General features: G+C 55.9%; 18 protein-coding genes. All 18 read right to left on the bottom strand.

Annotation, left to right across the window (positions count from 1 at the left end):
• Positions 1-97 precede the first annotated feature (97 nt).
• The 18 genes from murG to J2Z49_RS10275 all read right to left on the bottom strand — a co-directional run bounded on the left by murG (position 98) and on the right by J2Z49_RS10275 (position 21,031).
• Complete coding sequence (gene murG / locus J2Z49_RS10190) at positions 98-1,207, bottom strand: undecaprenyldiphospho-muramoylpentapeptide beta-N-acetylglucosaminyltransferase (protein WP_307402767.1); 1,110 nt, start codon at positions 1,205-1,207, stop codon at positions 98-100.
• Positions 1,208-1,222: 15 nt separating this feature from the next.
• Complete coding sequence (gene ftsW / locus J2Z49_RS10195; protein ID WP_307402769.1) at positions 1,223-2,332, bottom strand: putative lipid II flippase FtsW; 1,110 nt, start codon at positions 2,330-2,332, stop codon at positions 1,223-1,225.
• Between the two features lie 55 nt (positions 2,333-2,387).
• On the bottom strand, positions 2,388-3,779 hold the full coding sequence (murD, locus tag J2Z49_RS10200) for a UDP-N-acetylmuramoyl-L-alanine--D-glutamate ligase (protein ID WP_307402771.1): 1,392 nt from the start codon (positions 3,777-3,779) through the stop codon (positions 2,388-2,390).
• Positions 3,780-3,815: 36 nt separating this feature from the next.
• A complete protein-coding gene (gene mraY, locus J2Z49_RS10205) occupies positions 3,816-4,817 on the bottom strand; it encodes a phospho-N-acetylmuramoyl-pentapeptide-transferase (RefSeq protein WP_307402772.1) in 1,002 nt (333 codons plus the stop codon).
• Positions 4,818-4,912: 95 nt separating this feature from the next.
• The gene (locus tag J2Z49_RS10210; protein WP_307402800.1) at positions 4,913-6,307 is read right to left on the bottom strand and encodes a UDP-N-acetylmuramoyl-tripeptide--D-alanyl-D-alanine ligase; all 1,395 of its coding nucleotides are present in this window, start codon (positions 6,305-6,307) and stop codon (positions 4,913-4,915) included.
• 5 nt (positions 6,308-6,312) lie between these two features.
• Positions 6,313-7,797 (bottom strand): UDP-N-acetylmuramoyl-L-alanyl-D-glutamate--2,6-diaminopimelate ligase, encoded by a 1,485-nt coding sequence (locus J2Z49_RS10215; protein ID WP_307402774.1) that lies wholly within the window; start codon positions 7,795-7,797, stop codon positions 6,313-6,315.
• 133 nt (positions 7,798-7,930) lie between these two features.
• On the bottom strand, positions 7,931-10,114 hold the full coding sequence (locus J2Z49_RS10220) for a stage V sporulation protein D (protein ID WP_307402776.1): 2,184 nt from the start codon (positions 10,112-10,114) through the stop codon (positions 7,931-7,933).
• Between the two features lie 47 nt (positions 10,115-10,161).
• Positions 10,162-10,668 carry a cell division protein FtsL gene (ftsL, locus tag J2Z49_RS10225; protein WP_307402778.1) on the bottom strand — a complete coding sequence of 169 codons (507 nt, stop codon included), beginning with the start codon at positions 10,666-10,668 and terminating at the stop codon, positions 10,162-10,164.
• 3 nt (positions 10,669-10,671) lie between these two features.
• Positions 10,672-11,646: a 16S rRNA (cytosine(1402)-N(4))-methyltransferase RsmH gene (rsmH, locus tag J2Z49_RS10230; RefSeq protein ID WP_307402780.1), complete on the bottom strand. Its 975-nt coding sequence runs from the start codon at positions 11,644-11,646 to the stop codon at positions 10,672-10,674.
• A 66-nt stretch (positions 11,647-11,712) separates the two neighbouring features.
• Positions 11,713-12,150: a division/cell wall cluster transcriptional repressor MraZ gene (mraZ, locus tag J2Z49_RS10235; protein ID WP_307402782.1), complete on the bottom strand. Its 438-nt coding sequence runs from the start codon at positions 12,148-12,150 to the stop codon at positions 11,713-11,715.
• 144 nt (positions 12,151-12,294) lie between these two features.
• Positions 12,295-13,101 carry a histidinol-phosphatase HisJ family protein gene (locus tag J2Z49_RS10240; RefSeq protein ID WP_307402784.1) on the bottom strand — a complete coding sequence of 269 codons (807 nt, stop codon included), beginning with the start codon at positions 13,099-13,101 and terminating at the stop codon, positions 12,295-12,297.
• Positions 13,102-13,103: 2 nt separating this feature from the next.
• Positions 13,104-14,174, bottom strand: coding sequence for a uroporphyrinogen decarboxylase/cobalamine-independent methonine synthase family protein (locus J2Z49_RS10245; protein WP_307402785.1), 1,071 nt, complete (start codon positions 14,172-14,174; stop codon positions 13,104-13,106).
• Between the two features lie 88 nt (positions 14,175-14,262).
• Complete coding sequence (locus tag J2Z49_RS10250) at positions 14,263-15,180, bottom strand: patatin-like phospholipase family protein (protein WP_307402787.1); 918 nt, start codon at positions 15,178-15,180, stop codon at positions 14,263-14,265.
• A 179-nt stretch (positions 15,181-15,359) separates the two neighbouring features.
• On the bottom strand, positions 15,360-15,494 hold the full coding sequence (locus tag J2Z49_RS10255) for a hypothetical protein (RefSeq protein WP_307402788.1): 135 nt from the start codon (positions 15,492-15,494) through the stop codon (positions 15,360-15,362).
• Positions 15,495-15,619: 125 nt separating this feature from the next.
• Positions 15,620-18,424, bottom strand: a complete 2,805-nt coding sequence (locus J2Z49_RS10260) for a 1,4-alpha-glucan branching protein domain-containing protein (protein ID WP_307402790.1) — start codon at positions 18,422-18,424, stop codon at positions 15,620-15,622.
• Positions 18,425-18,453: 29 nt separating this feature from the next.
• On the bottom strand, positions 18,454-18,921 hold the full coding sequence (locus J2Z49_RS10265) for a DUF4912 domain-containing protein (RefSeq protein ID WP_307402792.1): 468 nt from the start codon (positions 18,919-18,921) through the stop codon (positions 18,454-18,456).
• 360 nt (positions 18,922-19,281) lie between these two features.
• Entirely contained in the window at positions 19,282-19,731 is a 450-nt protein-coding gene (locus J2Z49_RS10270; RefSeq protein ID WP_307402794.1) for a Fur family transcriptional regulator, read from the bottom strand.
• 82 nt (positions 19,732-19,813) lie between these two features.
• Positions 19,814-21,031: a D-alanyl-D-alanine carboxypeptidase family protein gene (locus tag J2Z49_RS10275; RefSeq protein ID WP_307402796.1), complete on the bottom strand. Its 1,218-nt coding sequence runs from the start codon at positions 21,029-21,031 to the stop codon at positions 19,814-19,816.
• Positions 21,032-21,527 lie beyond the last annotated feature (496 nt).

Here is a 21,527-nt window from a genome sequence, read left to right on the forward strand (position 1 = left end):
CGATACACCATATACTATGCCCGCGTTAAAAAAGGTGTGCCATTCCCGGGCTTGTCCAGCCGTGCCACCTGGTTCATGAAGGGCAGTAGCCCCGTTTTTACCGGACCAGGTTGTCTATTAGCTCGAGTATTTCATCCAGGGCCCGCGAACGTCCCAGGCGGCGGCTTGCCCTGGCCATCGCCTTCAGTTTTGCCGGCCGCGCCAGAAGCCGGGCCAACTTTTCAGCCAGCAAAGACCCCGTTAACTCCCGATCCCTGATGACCAGAGCGGCACCTTCTTTCTCCAGGGAACGGGCATTGTATTCCTGGTGATTCCCGGCAGCATAGGGGTAGGGAATGAGAATGGCCGGCAACCCCACCACCGTCAACTCTGCCAGGGTGGCTGCCCCGGCACGGCAGATGGCCAGGTCGGCTGCCGCCAGTGCCCGGGGCATTTCGTCAAGATAAGGTACAAGGATAATATTGCCATTTTCGGCTATACTTAAACCCGCCTCCCTTGCCCGGGCGCAAAACTCCTCATATTGGCCGGGACCGGTCACATGGAGGAAGTATACCCCCTCCCGTCCCCCAAACTGCTTCAAAACCTCGATCATGGCCAGGTTGATCGCCCTGGCCCCCTGACTACCCCCAAAGGAGAGGACGAGCTGGGCATCTTCAGGGATACCCATGGCCCGCCTGGCCTCGTCCCGCCGCCAGGCCAGCACCTCCGGACGCACCGGTAGCCCGGTAACTTTAACCCGAGCTTTACGGGGAAAATATTTCCGGGCATCGTCAAAGGTTAACGCCACCTGGCTAACAAGACGAGAAAGAAGCCGGTTGGTCAAACCGGGCAGGGCATTTTGTTCGTGGATCAGGGTGGGAATACCCAGCAAAACGGCGGCCATGACCACCGGCCCACACACGTATCCCCCGGTACCCACTACCACCCGCGGTTTGAAATCGGCCAGTATCTGCCGGGCCAGCAGAACCCCCCGGGCTGCCTGCCAGAACACCAGCAGGTTCCGGGGAGACAGGTTGCGCTTTAAGCCGGTTACCGGAATGGAACGAAAGGGCAGGTTTGCTTTCGGAACCAGGTCGGCCTCCAGGCCGCCGGCCCGGCCGATGTAAAGCACCTGGGCTCCAGGGTATTTGGCCAACAGTCCCCGGGCAATGGCCAGGGCGGGGTAAATATGTCCTCCCGTACCACCCCCGGTTACCACAAAATGCAAATACTCCACCTCCCGTCATTTGGGAGCACTGTAGCGGGATATGTTTAGCAAAATCCCTACCCCCAGCAGGGTGAACACCAGGGATGTTCCCCCAAAGCTGACAAAGGGAAGGGTAATGCCGGTGACCGGCAGGGAGCTGGTGACCACGCCGATATTAATGATTGCCTGAATACCCACGCCGGAAACAATCCCGGCGGCAAGCAGGCTGCCAAAAGGATCGGGAGAGGTAATGGCCACCTTCAATCCCCGCCAGATGAACATAATGAACAACAGGATCACCAGACAGGCACCGATAAAACCCAGCTCTTCCCCGATCACGGCAAAGATAAAGTCCGTCTGCCTCTCGGGGAGATAAAGGAATTTGGAATGGCGACCCTGCCCCAGGCCGGTGCCCAAAAGGCCACCGGAACCAAGGGACATGAGAGAATTCAAAATATGCCACCCCGAGCCCGAGGGGTCTTTTTCCGGATCCAGAAAGGCTAAGAATCTCCTCATGCGGTAAGGCTCCATCCAGATGGCCAGGGCCAGGGCTCCCGCTCCCAGTACACCCAGGGCGCCCAGGTGCACCAGGGAAGCACCGGCCGCAAAAAGCATCAACACGATGGTACCGGCCAGGGTCACGGCCGTACCCAGGTCCGGTTGCATGAGAATTAGCCCCGCCGCCAAGCCCATTATCACCAGGTACGGCAACATTCCCTGGCGAAAATTGGTGATCCGTTCGGGTCGCCGGGAAAGGCCGTAGGCAGTGAAGACCACCAGGCAAAGCTTGGCAAACTCCGAAGGTTGAAAACTTAAGGGACCCAGGTTCAACCAGCGCTGGGCTCCCAGCTTGGAAACGCCAATCCCCGGAATAAGTACGGCAATCAGCAGGGCAAAGGCCAGGATCAAAAGCGCTCCCGCCCATCTTTTGAAATGCCAGTAGTCATAATTCATCATTAAAAACATAGCCGTGAGGCCTATGATGGCCCAGATGGACTGGCGGATCAGAAAATGAAAAGGGTTGTTAAAGGGCGGAAACATGGCGTAGTAGCAACTGGAACTGAAAACCATCACTATGCCCACGCTTAAAAGCATGAGTACGGTAAGGAAGAGGATAAAATCCGGTGGCCGCCTGCGTAAGCGCATGGGAGTCTCCCTGCCTTCTCCGGGTGAATGCTCAGCAAAACCGTTCACCGAATATTTACCTGGCCTGCCCCCCGGCCATTTCCCGCACGATCAGCTCATGTACCAGCTGCTTGAATACTTCCCCGCGCTCCTCGTAGCTTCTGAACATGTCCCAGCTAGCGCAGGCCGGGGAAAGCAGGACCACTTCTCCCGGCCGGGCTGCCCGGTGGGCTTTAAACACCGCATCCCTAAAATCCTGGGCCCGGATAATTTCCCCGACCCCGGCCGCCCTGGCGGCGGCTTCAATTTCCCGGGCACATTCTCCCAGCACCACCAGCACCCTTACTTTCTCCTTCGCCAGGCGGGCCAAGGCGGTAAAATCATTGCCCTTGTTTCTCCCCCCTGCCAGTAAAACGATGGGCTGATCATAGGCCTCCAGGGCTTTGATGCTGGCCTCGGGATTGGTGCCCTTGGAATCGTTTATATATTTTACGCCGTTGATCTCGGCGACAAATTCCAGGCGGTGGGGGACGCCGGAGAAGTGGTGCAGCGTGGCGGCCAGTTGCGGTTCCCTGATTCCCAGCACCCAGGCGCAAGCTACGGCGGCCAAGGCGTTTTCCAGGTTGTGGCTGCCCGGAATACGCAGGGCGCTGGCCGGCAAAATGGGATGGACCGCCTCCCTTTCCCTGACCGCTATGTAACCATTGTGCACGATTACCCCCTCTTCCAGATTATGCCGCCGGCTGAAAAATATAACCTTTCCGGGGCATGGGGATGCTAAATTCCTGGTCAGGGGATCGTCGTAATTTAAAACCGTGTAATCGTCCCCGGTCTGGTTGGCAAAAATGCGCGCCTTTGCCGCCACATAGCCCTCCATATTGCCGTGCCGGTCCAGGTGGTCGGGGGTTATGTTTAAGATGACGGCCACCCGGGGATGAAAAAGCTTCGTGGTCTCCAGTTGAAAACTGCTGACCTCCAGAACAATCAGGTCGTTTGGTCCATATTTTTCCACTTCCGTAATCAGGGGCTGGCCGATATTACCGGCCACCAGGGTCTTGATCCCGGCGTCGGCAAAAATTTGTCCCACCAGGCTGGTGGTGGTGGTTTTACCGTTGGTGCCGGTAATGGCTACTATGGGTGCCATGGCCAGGCCGTAAGCCAGCTCCAGCTCACCCGTTACCGGAATACCCAGCTCCCGGGCCCGGGCTGCCGGCGGAGTGGTGAGGGGTACCCCCGGGCTGATCACCACCAGGTCAAAGCTCCCCTCATCCACCTCCGGGTAGCGGCCAAGCACCAGTTCCACCTCCGGCGGCAAGAGGGATTGAAGGGGCGGGACAAAGGAAGCCGGCTCCTTCCGGTCGGTTAAGACGACCTTTGCCCCCTTACCCGCCAGAAAACAGCTAACCGCCACCCCGCTTTTACCTGCCCCGATTACCAGAACCTTCAGTCCTTCAAATGCCAAGTCCATTACCTTCCTTCTTAAACGAGTATGCTCACAAAACACCTAACCCAGCTGATACAGCCCGGCCAGCCCAAGGAGGGCCAGCACAAGGGTAAACCCCCAGAAGGTATAGACCACTCGCTGTTCACTCCAGCCGCCCAGCTCAAAGTGGTGGTGCAGGGGGCTCATCCGGAACACCCGCCGGCCGAAGAGCTGGAAGGAAATGACCTGGATGATTACCGACAGGGCCTCCAGTACATACACACCCCCGATAACCAGCAGGAATAACTCGCTCCTGGTCAATACCGCCGCCGCTCCCAGGGCCCCTCCCAGGGCCAGGGAACCAGTGTCGCCCATGAATATCCGGGCCGGATGGTGATTGTAGACCAGAAAACCCAGGCAGCCACCCATCAGGGCGGCCATGATGATGGCAATTCCCAACTTATCCATTAAGAGGGAAATAAGCACAAGGGCTGCGGCCACCGGTACAGTTACTCCGGCGGCCAGGCCGTCCAGGCCATCGGTGAGATTCACCGCGTTGGCCGTACCCACCACTACCAGCACGGCAAACAAAAGATAACCCCAGGTTCCCAGCTCCACGGTTAATCCCCCGGGAACAAAAAAACCGCTAAAAGGGATTACCAGATCCGTCCCCCGGCCAAAGGTGGAAACAGCCAGCAAGGCCAGCAGCACACTTAAGATCACCTGACCGAAAAGTTTTTCCCGAGCCCGCAGGCCCAGGGATCTTTTTAAAGCCACCTTAATGTAGTCGTCTAAAAAACCAATCAACCCGAATCCCAGGGTAACCCCAAGCACCAGAAGGCCCTCCGGAAAACGGTGGGCCAGCCAGAGCCCGGCCACAGTCGTTCCGGCCAGGAACATGATTCCGCCCATGGTGGGGGTACCGCCCTTAGAAAGGTGAGTGACCGGCCCATCGTTGCGGATACTCTGGCCGAACTTAAGACGGCGCAAAAGGGGTATGGTCAGGGGTCCTAAAAGAAGGGTGACGGCCAGAGAAATAAGCAAAGCCTTGCTTAAAAGAAGCCATAAATCATTGGTCCCCATCCGCTACCACCTGCGGCGGATTCCCTCCTACTCCGGAAGTTAGCGGTACATGTCGGCGCCGGTCGTTCCGCGCGCCATAGCCAACTGTTGCCAGCTTATGTGTTTTGATGCAAAAAGGTGTTTTGTCCCTGGACCAGGGCCTGCACAATCCCTTCCATGCGCATGCCCCGGGAACCCTTAACCAGCACCACATCCCCGGGCAGGGCCAGGTCTTTCAATATCTCTACGGCCTCGCCGTTGGATGCGCACCGGAAGATGCGCCCGCCGGGCATCCCGGCCGCCAGGGCTCCGTCGGCAAGAAAACGGGCCAGATTACCCACCGTAATCAGGTAATCCACTACCCCGGCGGCATCGCCGCCCACCCGGCGATGAGCGGCCTGAGCCTTTTCTCCCAGTTCCAGCATGTCTCCCAGAACGGCAATGCGGCGCCCTTTAGCATCCGTTTCAGCCAGTACCTGCAGGGCAGCCCGGGTCGAGGACGGGTTGGCATTATAGGCATCGTTAATGATTTTCAGCCCCCGGTAATCAATTATTTCCAGGCGCATGGGAGTCAAGACGGCCCCGGCCAGGCCGGCGGCAATGTCTTCCAGCGGCACCCCCAGTGCCCAGGCTACCCCCACCGCAGCCAGGGCGTTTTCCACATTGTGCCGCCCCGGCAGGGGTAAATGTATTTCCGTTCCCCCCCCGTCGGGCACCCTCACCCGAAACCGGTTGCCGCCTTTTTCCGGACGAATGTCCCTACCAAGGACATCCGCTTCACCGCCGATGCCGAAAAAGTACACCTGCCCCCGGCAACGGGCCGCCTCCCGCCGGATATAGGGGCTGTCTCGGTGCAAAACGGCAAACCCTTTCGGCCCGATGGCTTCCAGAATTTCTCCCTTGGCCCGGGCAATGTTATCCACCGACCCCAGGCGCTCTATATGGGCCTCGCCGATATTGGTGATTACCGCTCCCGTGGGGCGGGCCAGGCGGCAAAGGAAGGAAATTTCACCCATTCCCCGCATGGCCATTTCCACCACCACGGCCTGGTAGCGCTCATCAAGCTCCAGGAGAGTGAGGGGCAAGCCAATTTCGTTGTTCCTGTTGCCCGTGGTTTTCAGGGTGTTAAACCGCCGGGAGAGGGCAGCCCCCACCAGGTCCTTGGTACTGGTTTTACCGGAACTGCCGGTAATACCAATCACCGGCACCCGGTAAGCCTCCCGGTTATAGCGGGCCAGCCGTTGTAAAGCTACCAGGGTGTCGTCCACCTGGATCACGGCCGCCCCGGGATTTAAAGCGGAAACCATCCGCTCCACCACCACCCCGGCGGCACCGGCGGCCAGAGCCTGGGGTACAAAGTCATGGCCGTCATGCCGTTGCCCCCGGAGGGCAAAAAACAGCTCGCCTCCCGCAAGGTTGCGGCTGTCGATGGAGACGGCCCGGACCCGGACGCCTGCATCCCCTTGACACAGCCTGCCCTTTACGGCCCGTGCTACTTCCTCCAGGGTCATCGTTTTCACGGTCGTTCTCCTCTATCTAAAATTTCGTCCAGCGCTTTCATAGCTTCAATGCGATCATCAAAAGGATATTTAGTGGTACCGATAATTTGGTAATTCTCATGCCCTTTACCGGCAATAATGACCGTATCCCCCGGGGCGGCTATCCCCAGGGCAAAACGAATGGCCTCCCGCCGGTCGGGCACCACCCGGTAGTCGGAACGGACCCGCCGCACCCCTTCTTCCACCTGGGCAATGATCCTAATGTGATCCTCGGTGCGGGGGTTATCCGAAGTAATCACCGGAAGATCACTCAGGCGGGCGGCAATCTCCCCCATGATGGGCCGCTTGGTGGGATCCCGGTCGCCGCCACAGCCAAATACGGTAATCAACCTTCCCGGGGTTATGGCCCGGGCGGTGGTGAGGATGTTTTCCAGCCCGTCGGGGGTGTGGGCGTAGTCCACCACCACGGTAAAATCCTGCCCCCGGTCCACCAGCTCAAACCGGCCCGGCACACCTTCCACCGACTCCAGGGCCCGGGCCGCCAGCGGCAGGGGAATTCCCCCGGCCACTGCCGCCGTCACGGCGGCCAGGGCGTTATAAACGTTGAAATAACCGGTTAACTTTAAGTTTACCGGAATTTCACCCCAGGGGCCGGTGACAGTAAAAGAGACGCCCCGGGAGGTGACCTTAACCTCCTGTGCCCGCACCTGCGCTTCTGCCGTGAGCCCGTAGGTAAAAACGGGTACTCTGGTTTCGGCCACGATCCTTTCCGCCCGGGGGTCATCGGCATTAATGACCGCCAGGGCGGGCTTACCGTCCTCCCCCAGCCCCCGGAACAACAGCGTCTTTGCCGCCAGGTAATCCTCCATGTCCCGGTGGAAATCCAGGTGGTCCTGGGTAATATTCGTAAATACCCCGGCATCAAAGGCACATCCGGCCACCCGGTTTAAAGCCAGGGCATGGGAACTTACCTCCATTACCGCTACCGTAACCCCCTCAGTCACCATTTCGGCCAGCAACTTCTGCAGGTCCAGGGATTCGGGGGTGGTATGGGCTACCGGCAATACCCGGTCACCAATCCAGTTGGCAATGGTACCAATAAGCCCCACCTTGTTTCCCACAGCCCGGTAAATGGCTGCCAGCAAATGGGTGGTAGTGGTTTTACCGTTTGTCCCGGTAACCCCGATCAATTTTAATTTCCGGGACGGATAGCCATAGAAGCGCGCCGCAAGTAAAGCCAGAGCTAAGCGGGTGTCCGGCACCCGCACATAGGCAATACCGGAAGGAAGGGGGATTTCCTTTTGCACCACCACGGCTACTGCACCCCTGGATATGGCCTGCTCCACATAACGATGGCCATCGGTGGTGAAGCCCTCCACGGCTACAAACAGAAAACCCGGTTGCACCTGCCGCGAGTCGTAGGTAATGCCCGATATATGTACTTGTTGATTGCCTCCCACAGCCAAACAGGTTTGCCCTTTGATCAACTCGCTAAACAGCAAGTGAAATCCTCCTTCCTTACCAGAAAGATTTCCCGTGGTTATACTACCACCCCTGCTGTTACAATGCAATAAGAGCCCTTTGGTCCTTTTTAAGGTATTATTGCCACTTTTTATTAATTATATATAAATAATGCTATGGTCTCTCAATAAATTCCCGCACCGGCCGGGCAGTTGCAGGAGGTGCCTGGGAAGGCTCGGATCCGGGTTTAAACTCGACCCTCACCGTGGTTCCCCGGGGGACTCTTTCCCCCGGCCGGGGGTTCTGGCTGGCGGCCTGCCCCATCCCCACCGCTTCCAGGCGGAGATCCATACCCGCCAGCAGAGCGGCCACCTCGGTAATGGTCAGGCCCGTGAGATTGGGAACGGTCACCGGTCCCTCCCTTGATTTACCCCCGGGGAGTTGCAGATCCAGCACCACCGAGGTACCACTTAACACCTCGGCTCCCGCTTTTGGTGTCTGCCCCTGGACAACAGCTCCCTCCCCCCGGACCACAAAGGACAGTCCCGCCTCGCGCAAGATATTTTGAGCCTTTTCCAGGGGATAATTGACCACGTTTGGCACCCGGACCTTAACCCGGGGCTGTTCAAAGTATACGAAAGGATCCTTTGGTTTTTCGAGGCCGGGCGTTTCAGGCACCTGCAGGTAATGCAGGGTGTCCCGGACCACTTCCCGGAACACCGGAGCGGCTACCTGGCTGCCGTAATAGATGCCGCCTTGCGGCTCGGCAACCATAACCAGGGCGGCGACCCGCGGGTTGTCTGCCGGGGCAAAGCCGGTAAAAGAAGCCACGTATTTCCCGCTTACGTAGCCCCCCCCTTCCCCGACCACCTGGGCGGTACCGGTTTTGCCGGCCACCCGGTAGCCGTCGATGAAGGCGTTTCTGCCGGTACCCTTCATGACCACCGCCTGGAGCAGGTCCGCAACCTGGCGGGCCTTTTCCCGGTCAAGCACCCGGCGCACCACCTCGGGCTGGAAGGTCTTGATTACCTTACCCGATGGGTCGCGGATTTCTTTCACCAGATGCGGGCGCAATAAAAGACCTCCGTTGGCCACGGCGCAGGTGGCGGTCAGCAGTTGAATTGGCGTCACGGCAATGGATTGACCGATGGCCATGGTGGCCAGGTTAAGGCTGGTTGCCTTTTTTTCGGGAATGAGAATACCGGTAGCCTCCCCCGGCAGGTCAATACCCGTAACGTCCCCGAAACCAAAGTTTTTAATATAGGAATAAAACCTTTCCTTGCCCAGGCGCAGCCCTACCTCCACAAATCCGGGGTTGCAGGAATTCATCACCACCTGCTCAAAGGTCTGGCTGCCGTGGCCGCCGTCGGCCCAGCAGCGAATGTAGCGGTCGGCAACCTTTACGTAGCCCGGATCGAAGAACCGGTCATCTGGCCTGACCACCCCTTCGCTGATGGCAGCAGCCGTGGTGATGATTTTAAAGGTAGAGCCCGGTTCGTAGTTATACCAGATGGCTGGATTCCGGTCCCAAACCCCCTGCGGAGCAGTCATCCAGTTTTTCAAATCAAAGCTGGGGCGATTACCCATGGCCAGGACTTCCCCGGTCCGGGGGTCCATGACGATAATCACTGCCAGTTTGGGGTTGTATTTAGCCACCACCCGGTCCAGTTCCCGCTCCACAAACTGCTGGATGGTTTCATCCAGGGTCAGGATCAGGCTGCTTCCCTGCCGGGGGGAAATATATTTATGCAGCGCTCCGGGAACCTCCCGCCCGGTAGCATCCTGTTCTACTACAATGCGGCCGGGAGTTCCCCGTAATTCCCGGTCAAACGTCTTTTCTATGCCCATGAGCCCCTGGTTGTCTACGCCGGTAAAGCCCAGGACGTGGGGCGCCAGGGAGCCAAACACGTAATGCCTGATGCTTTCTTCAACAAAAAAGAGGCCGGGCAACTTGAGCTGCTTGATTTTCTCTACTGTCCCCGGTTCTAATTTGCGGGCAACCCATTCATAGCAGGACTGGCGGGTGAGGATTTGATAGAGGCGTTCCACCTTCATATCCAGGAGGGGTGCAAGCTGTTCGGCAGCCCGGCGGGGATCCTTTACGAGATAGGGAATGGCATAAAGGGACTCGGCGCTGACGCTGGTTACGAGTAGACGCCCGGTCCGGTCGTAAATATTCCCTCGCCTGGCCTCCACCGGAATATCCCGCATCCGCACTTCCAGGGCCTTTTGCTGCAATTCATCCGCCCTTATAAACTGGATCCAGGCCAGACGGCCTATCAAAACAACGATGGCCGCAGTGGCCAGAAGGAAAAGAGAGGTCAGCCTGCGGCGGATAATGACGCTGGTGGTGCGCATACCCTTCTCCTCCAGATAGCGCCCACCCGTGAAAAAATAGGTGCCCCTTAACCGGAATGTCCGGAGGAACGGTGAATGACCAGATCGGCCAGGGCCTGCAGGATCCAGTGATGCTCCCTGGGTGCACGGCCTTTCTCCGTATCATCGGACCCAGATTTTTCGGCCGGCCTGGATTCCGGGGGAACATCCTGGGGATCACCTGCAGCCTTAACCAGTACCACCTGGCTCTCGTCTGGCTTCACCATGCCCAGGCGGGTGGTGGCCACAGCTTCCACCCGTTCCAGGGAGGATAGCCTGGACACCTCCTCGGCAAGACCCCGGGTCTCGATTTCCAGCTCGGCCAGCTCTTTTTGCATGCGGGTGATCTGATATCCGGTAATGAGTATCCGGGAATAGAAAATCGAAATCAGGATACCCAATGCAAAAACGAGCAGGATCAGCAGCGTTAGTATTAGATGCTCCCGGGGCCGTGCTTGCGGCCGGGGACGACCCGCAGGGCTGTACCTTTCCCCGGGCGGGCTTTGGTGGTAAGGTTGTTCCTTGGCTACTATCAAAGCTTATTCACCCCCCGCGGCATTTAGAACCGGCCTTAATTTTTCTGCCACCCGCAAGCGGGCACTGCGGGAGCGGGGATTTAAATTGACCTCCCTTTCCGAGGGTACCACCCCCCCGGGAGCAAGTACCCGCAATACAGGCTTTTGCCCGCATACGCACCGGGGAAAACCGGGTGGACAAACGCATGGGTTGGCCAAATGGCGAAACAAATTTTTGACGATCCGGTCCTCCAGGGAGTGAAAAGTGATCACCAGAATGCGTCCCCCTGGCAGGAGCAGGTTTGCCGCCTGACGCAAAGCTTCCGGCAGGACCTCCAGCTCCCGGTTAACGGCAATTCTTAAGGCCTGAAAGGTTCGCCGGGCCGGGTGGAGACCGCTGCGCCTGCTTTTTGCCGGTATCGCTTCTTTAATTATTTCCACCAACTGGGAGGTGGTTGTTATGGGCTGGTGCTGTCTTTTCCGCACAATGAAGGAAGCGATCCTCCTGGCCCAACGTTCCTCGCCATAGCGGGCAATAATCCCGGCCAGTTCCTCTTCTCCCAGGTTATTGACCAGGTCGGCAGCCGTGCAGTGCATGGTTGGGTCCATGCGCATATCCAGCGGACCCTCCTGGTGGTAGCTGAAACCCCGTTCGGGAACATCCAACTGGGGAGAACTCACACCCAGGTCGAAGAGTATGCCGTCTACGGCCGGAAGACCCAGTTCGGCCAGGACCCGGGGTAGGTTGATAAAGTTTTCCCGTACCAGGGTGACCCGTTCTCCGTAAGGGGCCAGGCGCCGGGCGGCCGCTTCCAGGGCATGGGGGTCCTGGTCCAGCCCGATCAGGCGGCCATCGGGGCTGCTGCTTTCCAGGATGGCTGCAGCGTGACCCCCTCCCCCGACGGTGCAATCCACGTAGGTGCCCCCGCTCTTCGGGTTCAGCCAGGCCAGCACTTCCTCCAGCAACACAGGTTGATGCGTAAAGTTCCTTTCCTCCATCCCCTGATTTTCCCACCCGTCACTGTAGGGGCAGGTGAAAACCCGCCCCCATCAGGCCTGGGAAATCTAAATTCCCAAATTTAAATCCACGATTTTTTCCGCAATTTCTTCCACCTGACCGGCTGCCCGGGAGTTATAGGCCTCCCACCGCTCGGCAGACCAGATTTCTACCCTGGCGGAAACACCAATCACCACTACATCCTTTTCGATACCCGCATACTCCCTTAAGTTTCCTGGAATAAGTATTCTACCCTGTTTATCTACCTCGCATTCACAGGCACCGGAAAAGAAAAAACGCACAAAGGCCCGGGCGTCGGCCTTGGTCAAGGGCAAGGACCGCATCTTATTTTCCAGTTCCGCCCATTCTTGAGGGGGGTAGGCGAAAAGGCATCCGTCCAGACCCTTGGTCAAAACGAATTTTTCGCCCAGGCCTTCGCGGAAGCGGGCTGGTATAATCAAGCGTCCCTTGGCATCAATGGTATGCCGGTACTCGCCTAAAAACATCACGGATGCCCCACTATCATCCACTTTGATTCCACTTTACTCCACATCACACCACCCTAATTCTCCAGGGAGAAGTAAATTCCTGCTGGCCCGCAAGAAAAAATAAAAAAATTAGCCAGCATCTGGCTAATCTCAAGGTTATTATTAAAAAAGAGGTATTACTACCTGCATCCGTTTTTTGAACACTACCAACTCACGGTAGCCGGCGGCCAGCAACCATTCCCGGGCCTGGTCCCAACCGTAAGCCACCAGGCGGGGCTGGTGGGCATCGGAGCCCACGGTCACCGGAACGTGATAGCGGCGGCAGAGCTTGAGGAAATCTAAAGAGGGATAAATTTCCCCGGCGGGCACGCGCAAACCGGCCGTATTTACCTCCACGCACACACCACCCTCGGCAAAGGCCCGGGCTGTCTCCTCGTAAAGCTCCTGCAGGTCCATGCGGGCCCGGTAACCAAACTTTTTAATTAAATCCGGGTGGGCGATGGCATCAAAAAGACCTGCGCGGGCCGCCTGCTGCACCAGCTGAAAGTACTGCCGGTATAATTCATCAATTTCCCGCCGGGTGTATTCCTCCACCAGATCCGGGTTATCAAAACCCCAGCCGTCCAGGTAGTGCACCGAACCAAGGACATAATCAAAAGGATAACGGGAAAGTAGTGTGTGCAGGTGGTTTTCGTAACCCGGTATATAATCGGCCTCTATCCCCAGGTAGATGGTCAAATCGGAATGACTCTGCTTAAGCTTCCGGACCGACTCGATATAACCGGGCAGATCCTCGTCGGTCATGGCCAGTTCCGGATCCCGCCGGCCGGGGGGCAACCAGTACATGGGGATATGATCGGCAAAACCGATATGTTTAAGGCCCCGGGAGCGGGCCACGGCAATATACTCCGCCACATCCCCGCTGGCGTGACCGCACCGGCAGGTGTGCAGGTGCAGGTCGGGTAACACGATTAAAACCCCCCCTCACGAACCCGCTCCGACACCTTCCGGGTAAGACGGTAAATGTGCTCGGCCAGTTCCGGGGCCAAAAGGCCGGTGCCGCAGGCAGGGGTAATCATGGACTGGCGGTACAACAGCTCCGCCGGAATCCCCCGCTCTACCAGTCCGGAGAAGAGCTTCTTCCAGCGTAACAGCAGGGATTTCTCGTCTTCATCAAAGGCCTTTTCAGAGGTGGGCACAATGCCCCACGCTATGACCCCCCCTCTGTGAATGAAGTCCCTTAATTCCCGGGCGTAAACAAATAAGGAAGGACCAAAATTATAGGCATCTAAATTGATAATGTCCAGATCACATTCACAGAGGATGGACCAGTCAATGGCATCACAGGAATGCACCCCGGCCAGCCCGCCCGCCTCGTGAATAAAATGGAAGATGGTGTTTAGATCGTTTTTGATCATTTCCCGGGTGACGGTAATGTAAGTAAACTGGCCGTAGACACTGATGGCCGGCTCGTCCACGAAAATTATCGGCGGCCGGTTAAGCCTGGCGAGGGTGCGGGCCTGCCAGTAAGCGTGGGCGGCGAGGGCTTTTACCACCAGATCCCGCAGTTGCTCTTCGTAATAAGCCACCCGGCCCTGGCGGTTTTTTAACTGAAAGGCAATGGTAAGGGGACCGGCCAGATGGCCCTTGAGATAAAGGGCTTCACCGATATCCCTTGCCATATCTTCCATGAAGGCATAAAAACCTGCCGCTGCCTCGCGGGGCAGGGCAAAGGTTTCCAGGGTGGTAAGGTCTTTCTCTTCCACCGCCAGGTAGGCCGTATAAAAATTGGTTAGCCTTTCGGGCCAGTGGAGGTTTTCATCATCAAAGACAGCCCGGTCGTTTTCCGTCACCAGCAATTCAAACTGGACCAGGGGCTGTAAAAATTGGTACACAAAGCCCTCGGCACTACCCCTTTGGGGCAACTGGGGCCAGTGGGGAATAGCGGTCATATTTTCTCTAATCAGGGGTAGCGCCTGTCCTGGATCGGTGTAGGGCAGGCTGCCAATACCCGTGGCTAAACCGCCGGGAGAAAAGGTCATCACAAATCCCTCCTTTAACAACGTAATTATACCCTGGCCTTACCCTAAAGCAAAGTAAAAAAATAGCCCCTACCGATAGAAGGGCGGGCTAACGGCGGCTTCTTTTTTCCTGCAATATGCGTTTTAGCTCGGGAAGCGCCGCCCTGGCGGCTTTTTCTCCCTGGGCAATGCAGTAAGCATTGCGGGAAAAGTCCCAGGGGGTAACCCCGGTGAGAATGGGGCGGATCACCACGTCGGCATAGTTTTCCAGTTTGACCCGGGTAACTTCGCTGCCGATAACATCCAGCGACTGGCTGAGTAACTGGACCATATTTTCGATGGGCTTGTAGTGCTCCCCCTCGTACCCCACATCCACTCCCACCACCACATCGGCACCCAGAAGATGGAGCACTTCCACCGGTACATTTTCCCGCAGGCCGCCGTCCACCAACAGCCGGCCACCGACTTTTTTCGGTTCAAATAGTCCCGGAACTGAACAACTGGCCCGAACCGCCTGGGCCACCGGTATCCCCCGGATAAAAAAAATATCCTCGGGTGGAGGGCGGTGGGTGACATCCTCACTGACGAAAATAATACGGTGGCCGGTATGAATATCCACCGAAGTAATGGCCAGCAATTTCCCCATTTGCCGGAAGGTTTTCCGTTCTACCAGGTGTTCCACCCAGCTTTCCAGTTTACAACCCGACATTAACCCCAGGGGAGAAGGAAAGGGTACGGGCAGGTGAAGCAGATCAATGAGGACCTTTACGGCCATAGCTCCCAGGTTAATAAACATGGGGCCTAAATCATATATATCCTGGGGGTTTACCTCCAGGGCCAGCTTTTCCATTTCCCGGATGCTCCACCCGCTGCAGTAAAGCGCGGCAACAATACTACCCGCACTGGTTCCCGCCACCAACTGCGGTTCAATCCCCTCGGCGGTCAACGTCTTCAAAACACCAACATGAGCTATGCCCCGCAAAAAACCGCCACCTAAAGCCAGTCCCAGCTTAACCCCGCCCCCCATGATCATCCCTCCTGGAGGCTCAATCATGCTATTTTCATGGTATGAGGAAAGCTGCCCGGCGGTTCCTGGCGCCCTCTTTTTATCAAAAGGACTGGTCGACCTTTAATACACCCGGTGTGACACCATACGTCTTAATTATAAAAATCCGGTTCCGCGTAGCAGAACCGGCATCTTTAAAACTAAATCACCACTATTACAATGACTGCAATAAGTACAAGCACCAGCAGGATTACCCCGCCGACAATCCACCACGGACTGATTTTTTTGAGTGGAAAAGGCTTCAGCCAATCTGTAAATATCCCTTCCAGCTTCATTGAAACCCGACACCCCTTGTTTTTCTAATCATCATATTACAGCAGTAGCTAAATGGTTCCAGATTGCAAGAGATTTTCTGGTAATTTTTGTGCTTGGGGAACAAATCATCACTGGCTATATTCCTCTATGCCACGGGGGAACCGGTTGTAGCCATGGCCTGGCAATAAGCCTGGTGTGTTTCTTCGGCAATGTATTGCCAGTCGTAAAATGTAATAACCTTGCGCCAGGCACGCCGGCACATTTCAACGGCCAGTTCAGGATAAAAGAGCAACCGGGTTATATAATGGGCCAGCATGTCCGCTCTACCCGGCGGCACCTTGTAACCATCTACCCCATGCTCCACAATTTCACCCAATCCACCCGTGTCGGCAACCACCACCGGGACCCTGGCGGCCATGGCCTCCAGGGCCACGATCCCAAAGGGTTCGTAAAGGCTGGGGAACACCGCTACCCGGGCCATTTCCAAAAGGCGGTTACGTCCCAGATCATCCACAAAACCCACAAACTGCACCCTCGGTGACAGCCCCAGTTCCTCAACACGACCCTTCAGGTACTCCTCGTAGGGACCCCGGCCCGCCACCAGCAGCCTGGCCCCTTCAACACGCTCCGATATGGATGCCAAGGCCTCCAGGAGCACCTGCACTCCTTTTTCGGGCACCAGACGGCCCAGGAACACGATGTTCGGGTCCCGGTGGTACAGGTCCTTGCAATCCGGTTCTTTCGTCCTCCCATCCGTTAAATTGACCGGATCCACCCCGTTGGGAATAACCTTTACCTTTTCCCTGTCCAGCCCGAAAAGACGGCTTACCTCCTCAGCCATGTAATTGCTGCAACAGATAACCAGGGTAGCCCCCTGGGTAAGCAGGTATTCCTTTTCGTGGATCCGGCGCTGCAGGTCGGTACGGATGCCCCTGTTCCGCCCGTACTCCGTAGCATGGATAGTGGCCACCAGGGGAAACCCGTATCGTTCACGCAGGTGGTCGCCGGCCGCCCCCACCATCCAATCATGGGCGTGAACCAGGTGCGGCATCCCCCAGGTCGCGATTACTTTATGGGCCAGTGTGATCATGCCTTCGTTTAACTGCTTAACCCAGGTCAAAAAATCCTTTGCGCCAAGCTGCTCCGGCAGGAGCCGGTGCACATGAACGCCCTGCTGCAGCGAGTAAGCTTCTTCTCCGGCCACGGGACAGGTAATTACGTGCACTTCGTCCCCCAGGCGGGCCAGGGCCCGGGAAAGATCGTAAACATGCCGGGCCAGGCCACCCACAGTGGCGGGTGGATATTCCCAGGACAGCATCAAGATACGCAAAGGTGGCCTGGGCTCCACGCACATGACGTTGTACCGCCGGTGGCGGCTGTAAATGCGGTAGTCCAGATGGGGAAAAATGTTGTCCCGGTATTCCATTTCCTGGAGCACCGCTTCGTCAATACACCCCTTTTCCAATTGCTCCGTCAGGAGGTTAAACCTGCCGATATGCCCGGTCAGCCTTTTCCGGGCGTATTCTACGGCGGTTTCTGTTCTAATGATGAAGGCCCAGTCACTGCTCTGGGCTAAAAGCAATTCCCGGGCAGCCTGATTTAAGGCCCGTTCTTTCACCCCGGAAGCGTCTGGATGCAAATCGGCCAGGTCAGCCATGACAGCCTCGGCCCGGTGGAGGTGGCGGTAAATCCAGTCATTGCTGGGATTCAGCCAGACACGGTTGTAGCCCCCTTCCCCCCAACTGCTCATGGGCAGATCCACCACCTGCAAATCGGGATGCAGGGACAGGTACTGGCCAGGAGTAATCATCTGAATTACATCCTGATCGAAGCAAATTCTACGGCTAAGCAGATCTATCCATTGAGGACCTTCATACCACCAGTGACCAAACAACTCCGCGTCATAGGGGGCAACCACCAGCGCGGGACGGTCCATCTTTGCCCCGTGACGAAGCACCTGCTGTTGCCGGTGGAAAAGAAAATGAGCGGCATGCTCCGCCGCACGTTCCCGGGCCAGCTCCGGACGGTAGGGTTCTTTATGGGGGCCCGGACCGGTAATGCGGTAATACTTGAACCCGGTATCCACCCGGATGGTACCCGCCGGCAGGTAGGGACGCAAATAGTCCACATCCAGGTCATAGCCAATATCCCGGTAAAACTCCCGGTAGAAATAGTCGCCGGGATAACCAGTTTGCCTGTCCCAAACCTGACGGGAACTCTCCGGGTCCCGCCCAAAAACAGCCACTCCATTGGCACAACTGGCCGGAGCAAAAACACCATAGCGTGGGGCGGGTTCCGCGTAGAGCAACCCGTGGGTTTCAACAAAAAAATAACGGATGCCGAATTCTTTAAGCAACTCCTCCACGCCAGGGGCATATCCGCATTCCGGCAACCAGAATCCATCGGGAGGCCCGCCGAAATGCCGCGCAAAAAATTCAACCCCCACACCAATTTGTGCCCTCCTGGCCTCCCTGGTCTGCATGAGCGGTAAGTATCCATGGGTGGCACAGGTAGTAATTAGCTCCACTCTCCCTATCTTCTGTAAGTTTCGGAAAGCACCAATTAAGTCACATTGATATTTTTCTGTATACGCCCTCCGGACCTCATTTAACTTTTCCAGGTACATCAAAGCCAGCGGGTGCAGGTCGGTGTCTTCCGCAGTACGCCGGCACTCCGCCTCCCCCAACTGGATCATTGCCTCCAGATGGTTTAGATAGCGTTTTTGAAGCAGGGGATCGGCAAGCATGGCTAAAAGGGGCGGAGAAAGGGATATGGTTAGCTGAAAGGACACCCCGTCCCGGACCAACCCTTGCAGCACTTCCACCAGGGGGATGTAACACTCGGTCAGGGCCTCAAAGAACCAGCGCTCTTCCAGGCACTCGGGCATCTCCGGATGCCTTACATAGGGTAAATGGGCGTGCAGCACTAACGCCAGGTAGCCTGCGGGCATTACGATGTTACCCCTTTCCAGTCAATAAGTTAACTCTTATGCGGTAAATCCACTGAACTGTATCCTCCCCAAAAGGCAGTGCCTTCTCCTTCATCTTCTACGGTGTCCTCATCCGTATCGACCCGAATAACGGTCTCCACTTTCAAAAACCGCGCCACTCCCTCCACTGTCCGGGTACGGGGCGTAACTACCTGATTGGAACGAAGCAGGGGATAAAATTCCCCTTTCGGCTCGTAATAACCAAGTTCGGCCTGGTAAATATACTCAGGAAACACATCGCGAAAATACCAGTCGTTAGTAAAGGGGGGGAGAGACACTTCCATTAGGATAGTACCACCCTGGTTTAACCCGGTAGTATAAAGCCGCAAAAATAAAGGACGCCCTTCCCCCAGGGACTCCCACTGTCCCCGGGACAGTTCCCAGTAACTGAAAATGACGGTGGGTTCCTGTATCATCAGAACCAGCCTGTTTTCATTGTAATGCCGCGGCAGTTCCATGCTAAAATACCCCCTCGTGTGTATCTGGAAAAAGTCTGGTATCATTATCATACTCCACCAGCTTGCACCAACACAACCATCTCAAGTCAACTTTAATATTAAATTTACAAGTGCTTATGTAACATAGTGATATTTTTCATATAAATTAATAAAAAACAGTTACGTAACGGAGACTTATGCGTGCTGCAACACCACCTTGTTAATCATTGAAAACACGTTCCTTATATCTATCATAGTACACAATCTGTGGACCGGCACAACCACCAGGAACCAACTTCAGGTAACTGTTGCTAAAGGCCACGCCTGGTTGCGAAGTTTTTTTACTTTCCTGCAAATAAAAAAGGGCAGGTATGCGGACCTTCAACTCTCCTTCCCGGCACATTCCTTACAGTATCCGAAAAACTTTAACTCGTGGTCTGTAATCGTAAAATCATAAGTTTCTGTAACCCGCTTTTCCAGATCCTCCAGCAGATCTTCATTGACCTCTATGATTTTCCCGCAACGGGTACAGATGAGATGATGGTGGTGGTGTCCTTCTCCCCGTTCACCACCAAACTCATAGCGTTTGCGGCCGTCCCCGAAATCGATGCTGTGGATAATATCAAAATCTAAAAAGAGTTCTAAAGTGCGGTAAACTGTGGCCAGCCCCACATCGGGAGCTTTTTGTTTAACCAGATTGTAAATCTCTTCCGCACTCAGGTGTTTGTCTTTATTTTCCAAAAGTACGCGCAGGATATGCTCCCGGCGCGGCGTCAGTTTAGAATCACCGGCCCGGAGTTTTTCCTCCACTTCGTTAATGACTCTTTGCATCTGGAGCTCACCCCGCCATTTAGCCCTTTGTGTAAGTATAATAAACATACAGAAAAAAGTCAATGGCGGCTAAAAAACTGGTTTAGCGTAAATATGGCGGGTAGCGCAGCCGCCGCCAGCGCCAGCGGTGCACCATCATGGCCCTTAAACGCAAAGCCACTAGAAATACGACTGCACCCAGGACCCAGGTGGACCACCGCCTGGTTACACTGGTACCTACGGCCCGGGCCGATACCAGATCCACCCGCCCCAGCTCTTTACCCCCGGCCCGGGTAAAAACCAGTTCCCCCACCTTCTGCCCTGTGGCCAGGGGTGCCCGTAAATCCTGGTGTACAACGATTTTCTGCTCAAAGGACGGCTTTTCGCCGGCGGGAAAATTAAAATAAAAACTATTCCCGGTAATTGCCTCAACTTTCTCAGCTCCACCGGTTACCGAAAAGGAAGATACTTTTTCCCCCTTTTCCGCCAACTGAACCGGCTTAAAGGCGGAAAAACCATAGTCAAGCAGAGCCCGGGCATCACTGTAAACGGCTGCCCCCTGACTGTTCAGGATCACGGCAATTAATTCCCGGTCATTGCGTTGAGCGGCGGCCACCAGGCATTGCCCCGCTTCAATGGTATAACCGGTCTTAACCCCGATGGCCCCCTCGTAGCGGGAAAGAAGCCGGTTGTGATTCCAGAGGTGCTCCTGGGGGGGGCCTTTACTCCTATCCGCATCCGGCCTATGGATCTGCTTAAAACGGGTGGACACAATGGTCCTGAAGACAGGATTATGCATGGCATACCGGGCAATCAGGGCCAGGTCGTAGGCGGTTGTATAATGCCGGGGGTCGGGCAGACCGCTGGGATTCTGAAAATTACTTGACCGGGCTCCGATTGAACGTGCCTTTTCATTCATTAAAGCAGCAAAGGCAGGGACGGAGCCGGCCACATGTTCGGCAATGGCCACAGCCGCATCATTGGCCGAAGCCAGCAACAGGGCATACAGGAGATCCTCCATGGTGAGCCTCTCGCCTTCCTGCAAACCAATGGCAGATCCCTCCACCCGGGTGGCTTCGCGGGGAACCGTAACCACTTCATCCAGGCGGGAATGTTCCAGGGCAATAATGGCCGTGAGGATTTTTGTAGTACTGGCCGGGTACATGGGCGAACTTGCATTTTTCTGGTACAGAACCTGCCCGTTCCGCGCATCCATCAGCAAAGCCGCTTTCCCTAGTATTTGCGGTTGTGACGCTGCTTGGGCAGCTTGAGAAAATAAAAGCAAAAGACAACAAAAAAAGGTTGTCCACAGGCGCCGCATGGTTTACCCCCGTACGATGTTTCCGAACAACTTTTGAATAAAATAAAGGTTGGTACAATAAAAAACGAGAGCGACTTTATTATATTGAAATTTTAAGGTGTTTTCAATAGAAAGTACAATCTAAGTTTTGCCCAGAGGGACATACTAAAAACACATATCGAGAAAGGAGGGATCAAAAGGAAGAAGATGGATATTCGAGGAATGGAATTTGCCGATCTGAACGATATCCAGCTTAGCCAGCTACAGGAAGTAGAGAAAAAATTAAATGCCGGAAGGCAGGGAAAGGAAATAATTCTTTTGGCCTTCAGCCGTGAATCCTAACCATAATAAGCAAAAGCAAATTTAAGTGAGGGTGGGAAATTTTCCCACCCTCACTTCTCGCCCCCGCACGTCTCCCCTTGGGCCGTGTAAAATTTCAGTAGGCACCAGAAGGGGATCAGCCCCCTGAAAAAGAAATGAGACCTCACGCGCCCAAAAAACACCAAAAATCAAGCTA

It is taken from the genome of Desulfofundulus luciae, assembly GCF_030813795.1.
In the GTDB taxonomy this organism is placed as follows: Bacteria; Bacillota; Desulfotomaculia; order Desulfotomaculales; family Desulfovirgulaceae; genus Desulfofundulus; species Desulfofundulus luciae.

Excerpts from the sequence above, each read along its gene's own strand:
- ftsW (WP_307402769.1), bottom strand. The coding sequence starts at position 2,332 with ATGCGCTTACGCAGGCGGCCACCGGATTTTATCCTCTTCCTTACCGTA.
- murD (WP_307402771.1), bottom strand. The coding sequence starts at position 3,779 with ATGGACTTGGCATTTGAAGGACTGAAGGTTCTGGTAATCGGGGCAGGT.
- mraY (WP_307402772.1), bottom strand. The coding sequence starts at position 4,817 with ATGGGGACCAATGATTTATGGCTTCTTTTAAGCAAGGCTTTGCTTATT.
- J2Z49_RS10210 (WP_307402800.1), bottom strand. The coding sequence starts at position 6,307 with ATGACCCTGGAGGAAGTAGCACGGGCCGTAAAGGGCAGGCTGTGTCAA.
- J2Z49_RS10220 (WP_307402776.1), bottom strand. The coding sequence starts at position 10,114 with ATGCGCACCACCAGCGTCATTATCCGCCGCAGGCTGACCTCTCTTTTC.
- rsmH (WP_307402780.1), bottom strand. The coding sequence starts at position 11,646 with ATGGAGGAAAGGAACTTTACGCATCAACCTGTGTTGCTGGAGGAAGTG.
- mraZ (WP_307402782.1), bottom strand. The coding sequence starts at position 12,150 with ATGTTTTTAGGCGAGTACCGGCATACCATTGATGCCAAGGGACGCTTG.
- J2Z49_RS10245 (WP_307402785.1), bottom strand. The coding sequence starts at position 14,174 with ATGACCTTTTCTCCCGGCGGTTTAGCCACGGGTATTGGCAGCCTGCCC.
- J2Z49_RS10250 (WP_307402787.1), bottom strand. The coding sequence starts at position 15,180 with ATGGGGGGCGGGGTTAAGCTGGGACTGGCTTTAGGTGGCGGTTTTTTG.
- J2Z49_RS10255 (WP_307402788.1), bottom strand. The coding sequence starts at position 15,494 with ATGAAGCTGGAAGGGATATTTACAGATTGGCTGAAGCCTTTTCCACTC.
- J2Z49_RS10260 (WP_307402790.1), bottom strand. The coding sequence starts at position 18,424 with ATGCCCGCAGGCTACCTGGCGTTAGTGCTGCACGCCCATTTACCCTAT.
- J2Z49_RS10265 (WP_307402792.1), bottom strand. The coding sequence starts at position 18,921 with ATGGAACTGCCGCGGCATTACAATGAAAACAGGCTGGTTCTGATGATA.
- J2Z49_RS10270 (WP_307402794.1), bottom strand. The coding sequence starts at position 19,731 with ATGCAAAGAGTCATTAACGAAGTGGAGGAAAAACTCCGGGCCGGTGAT.
- J2Z49_RS10275 (WP_307402796.1), bottom strand. The coding sequence starts at position 21,031 with ATGCGGCGCCTGTGGACAACCTTTTTTTGTTGTCTTTTGCTTTTATTT.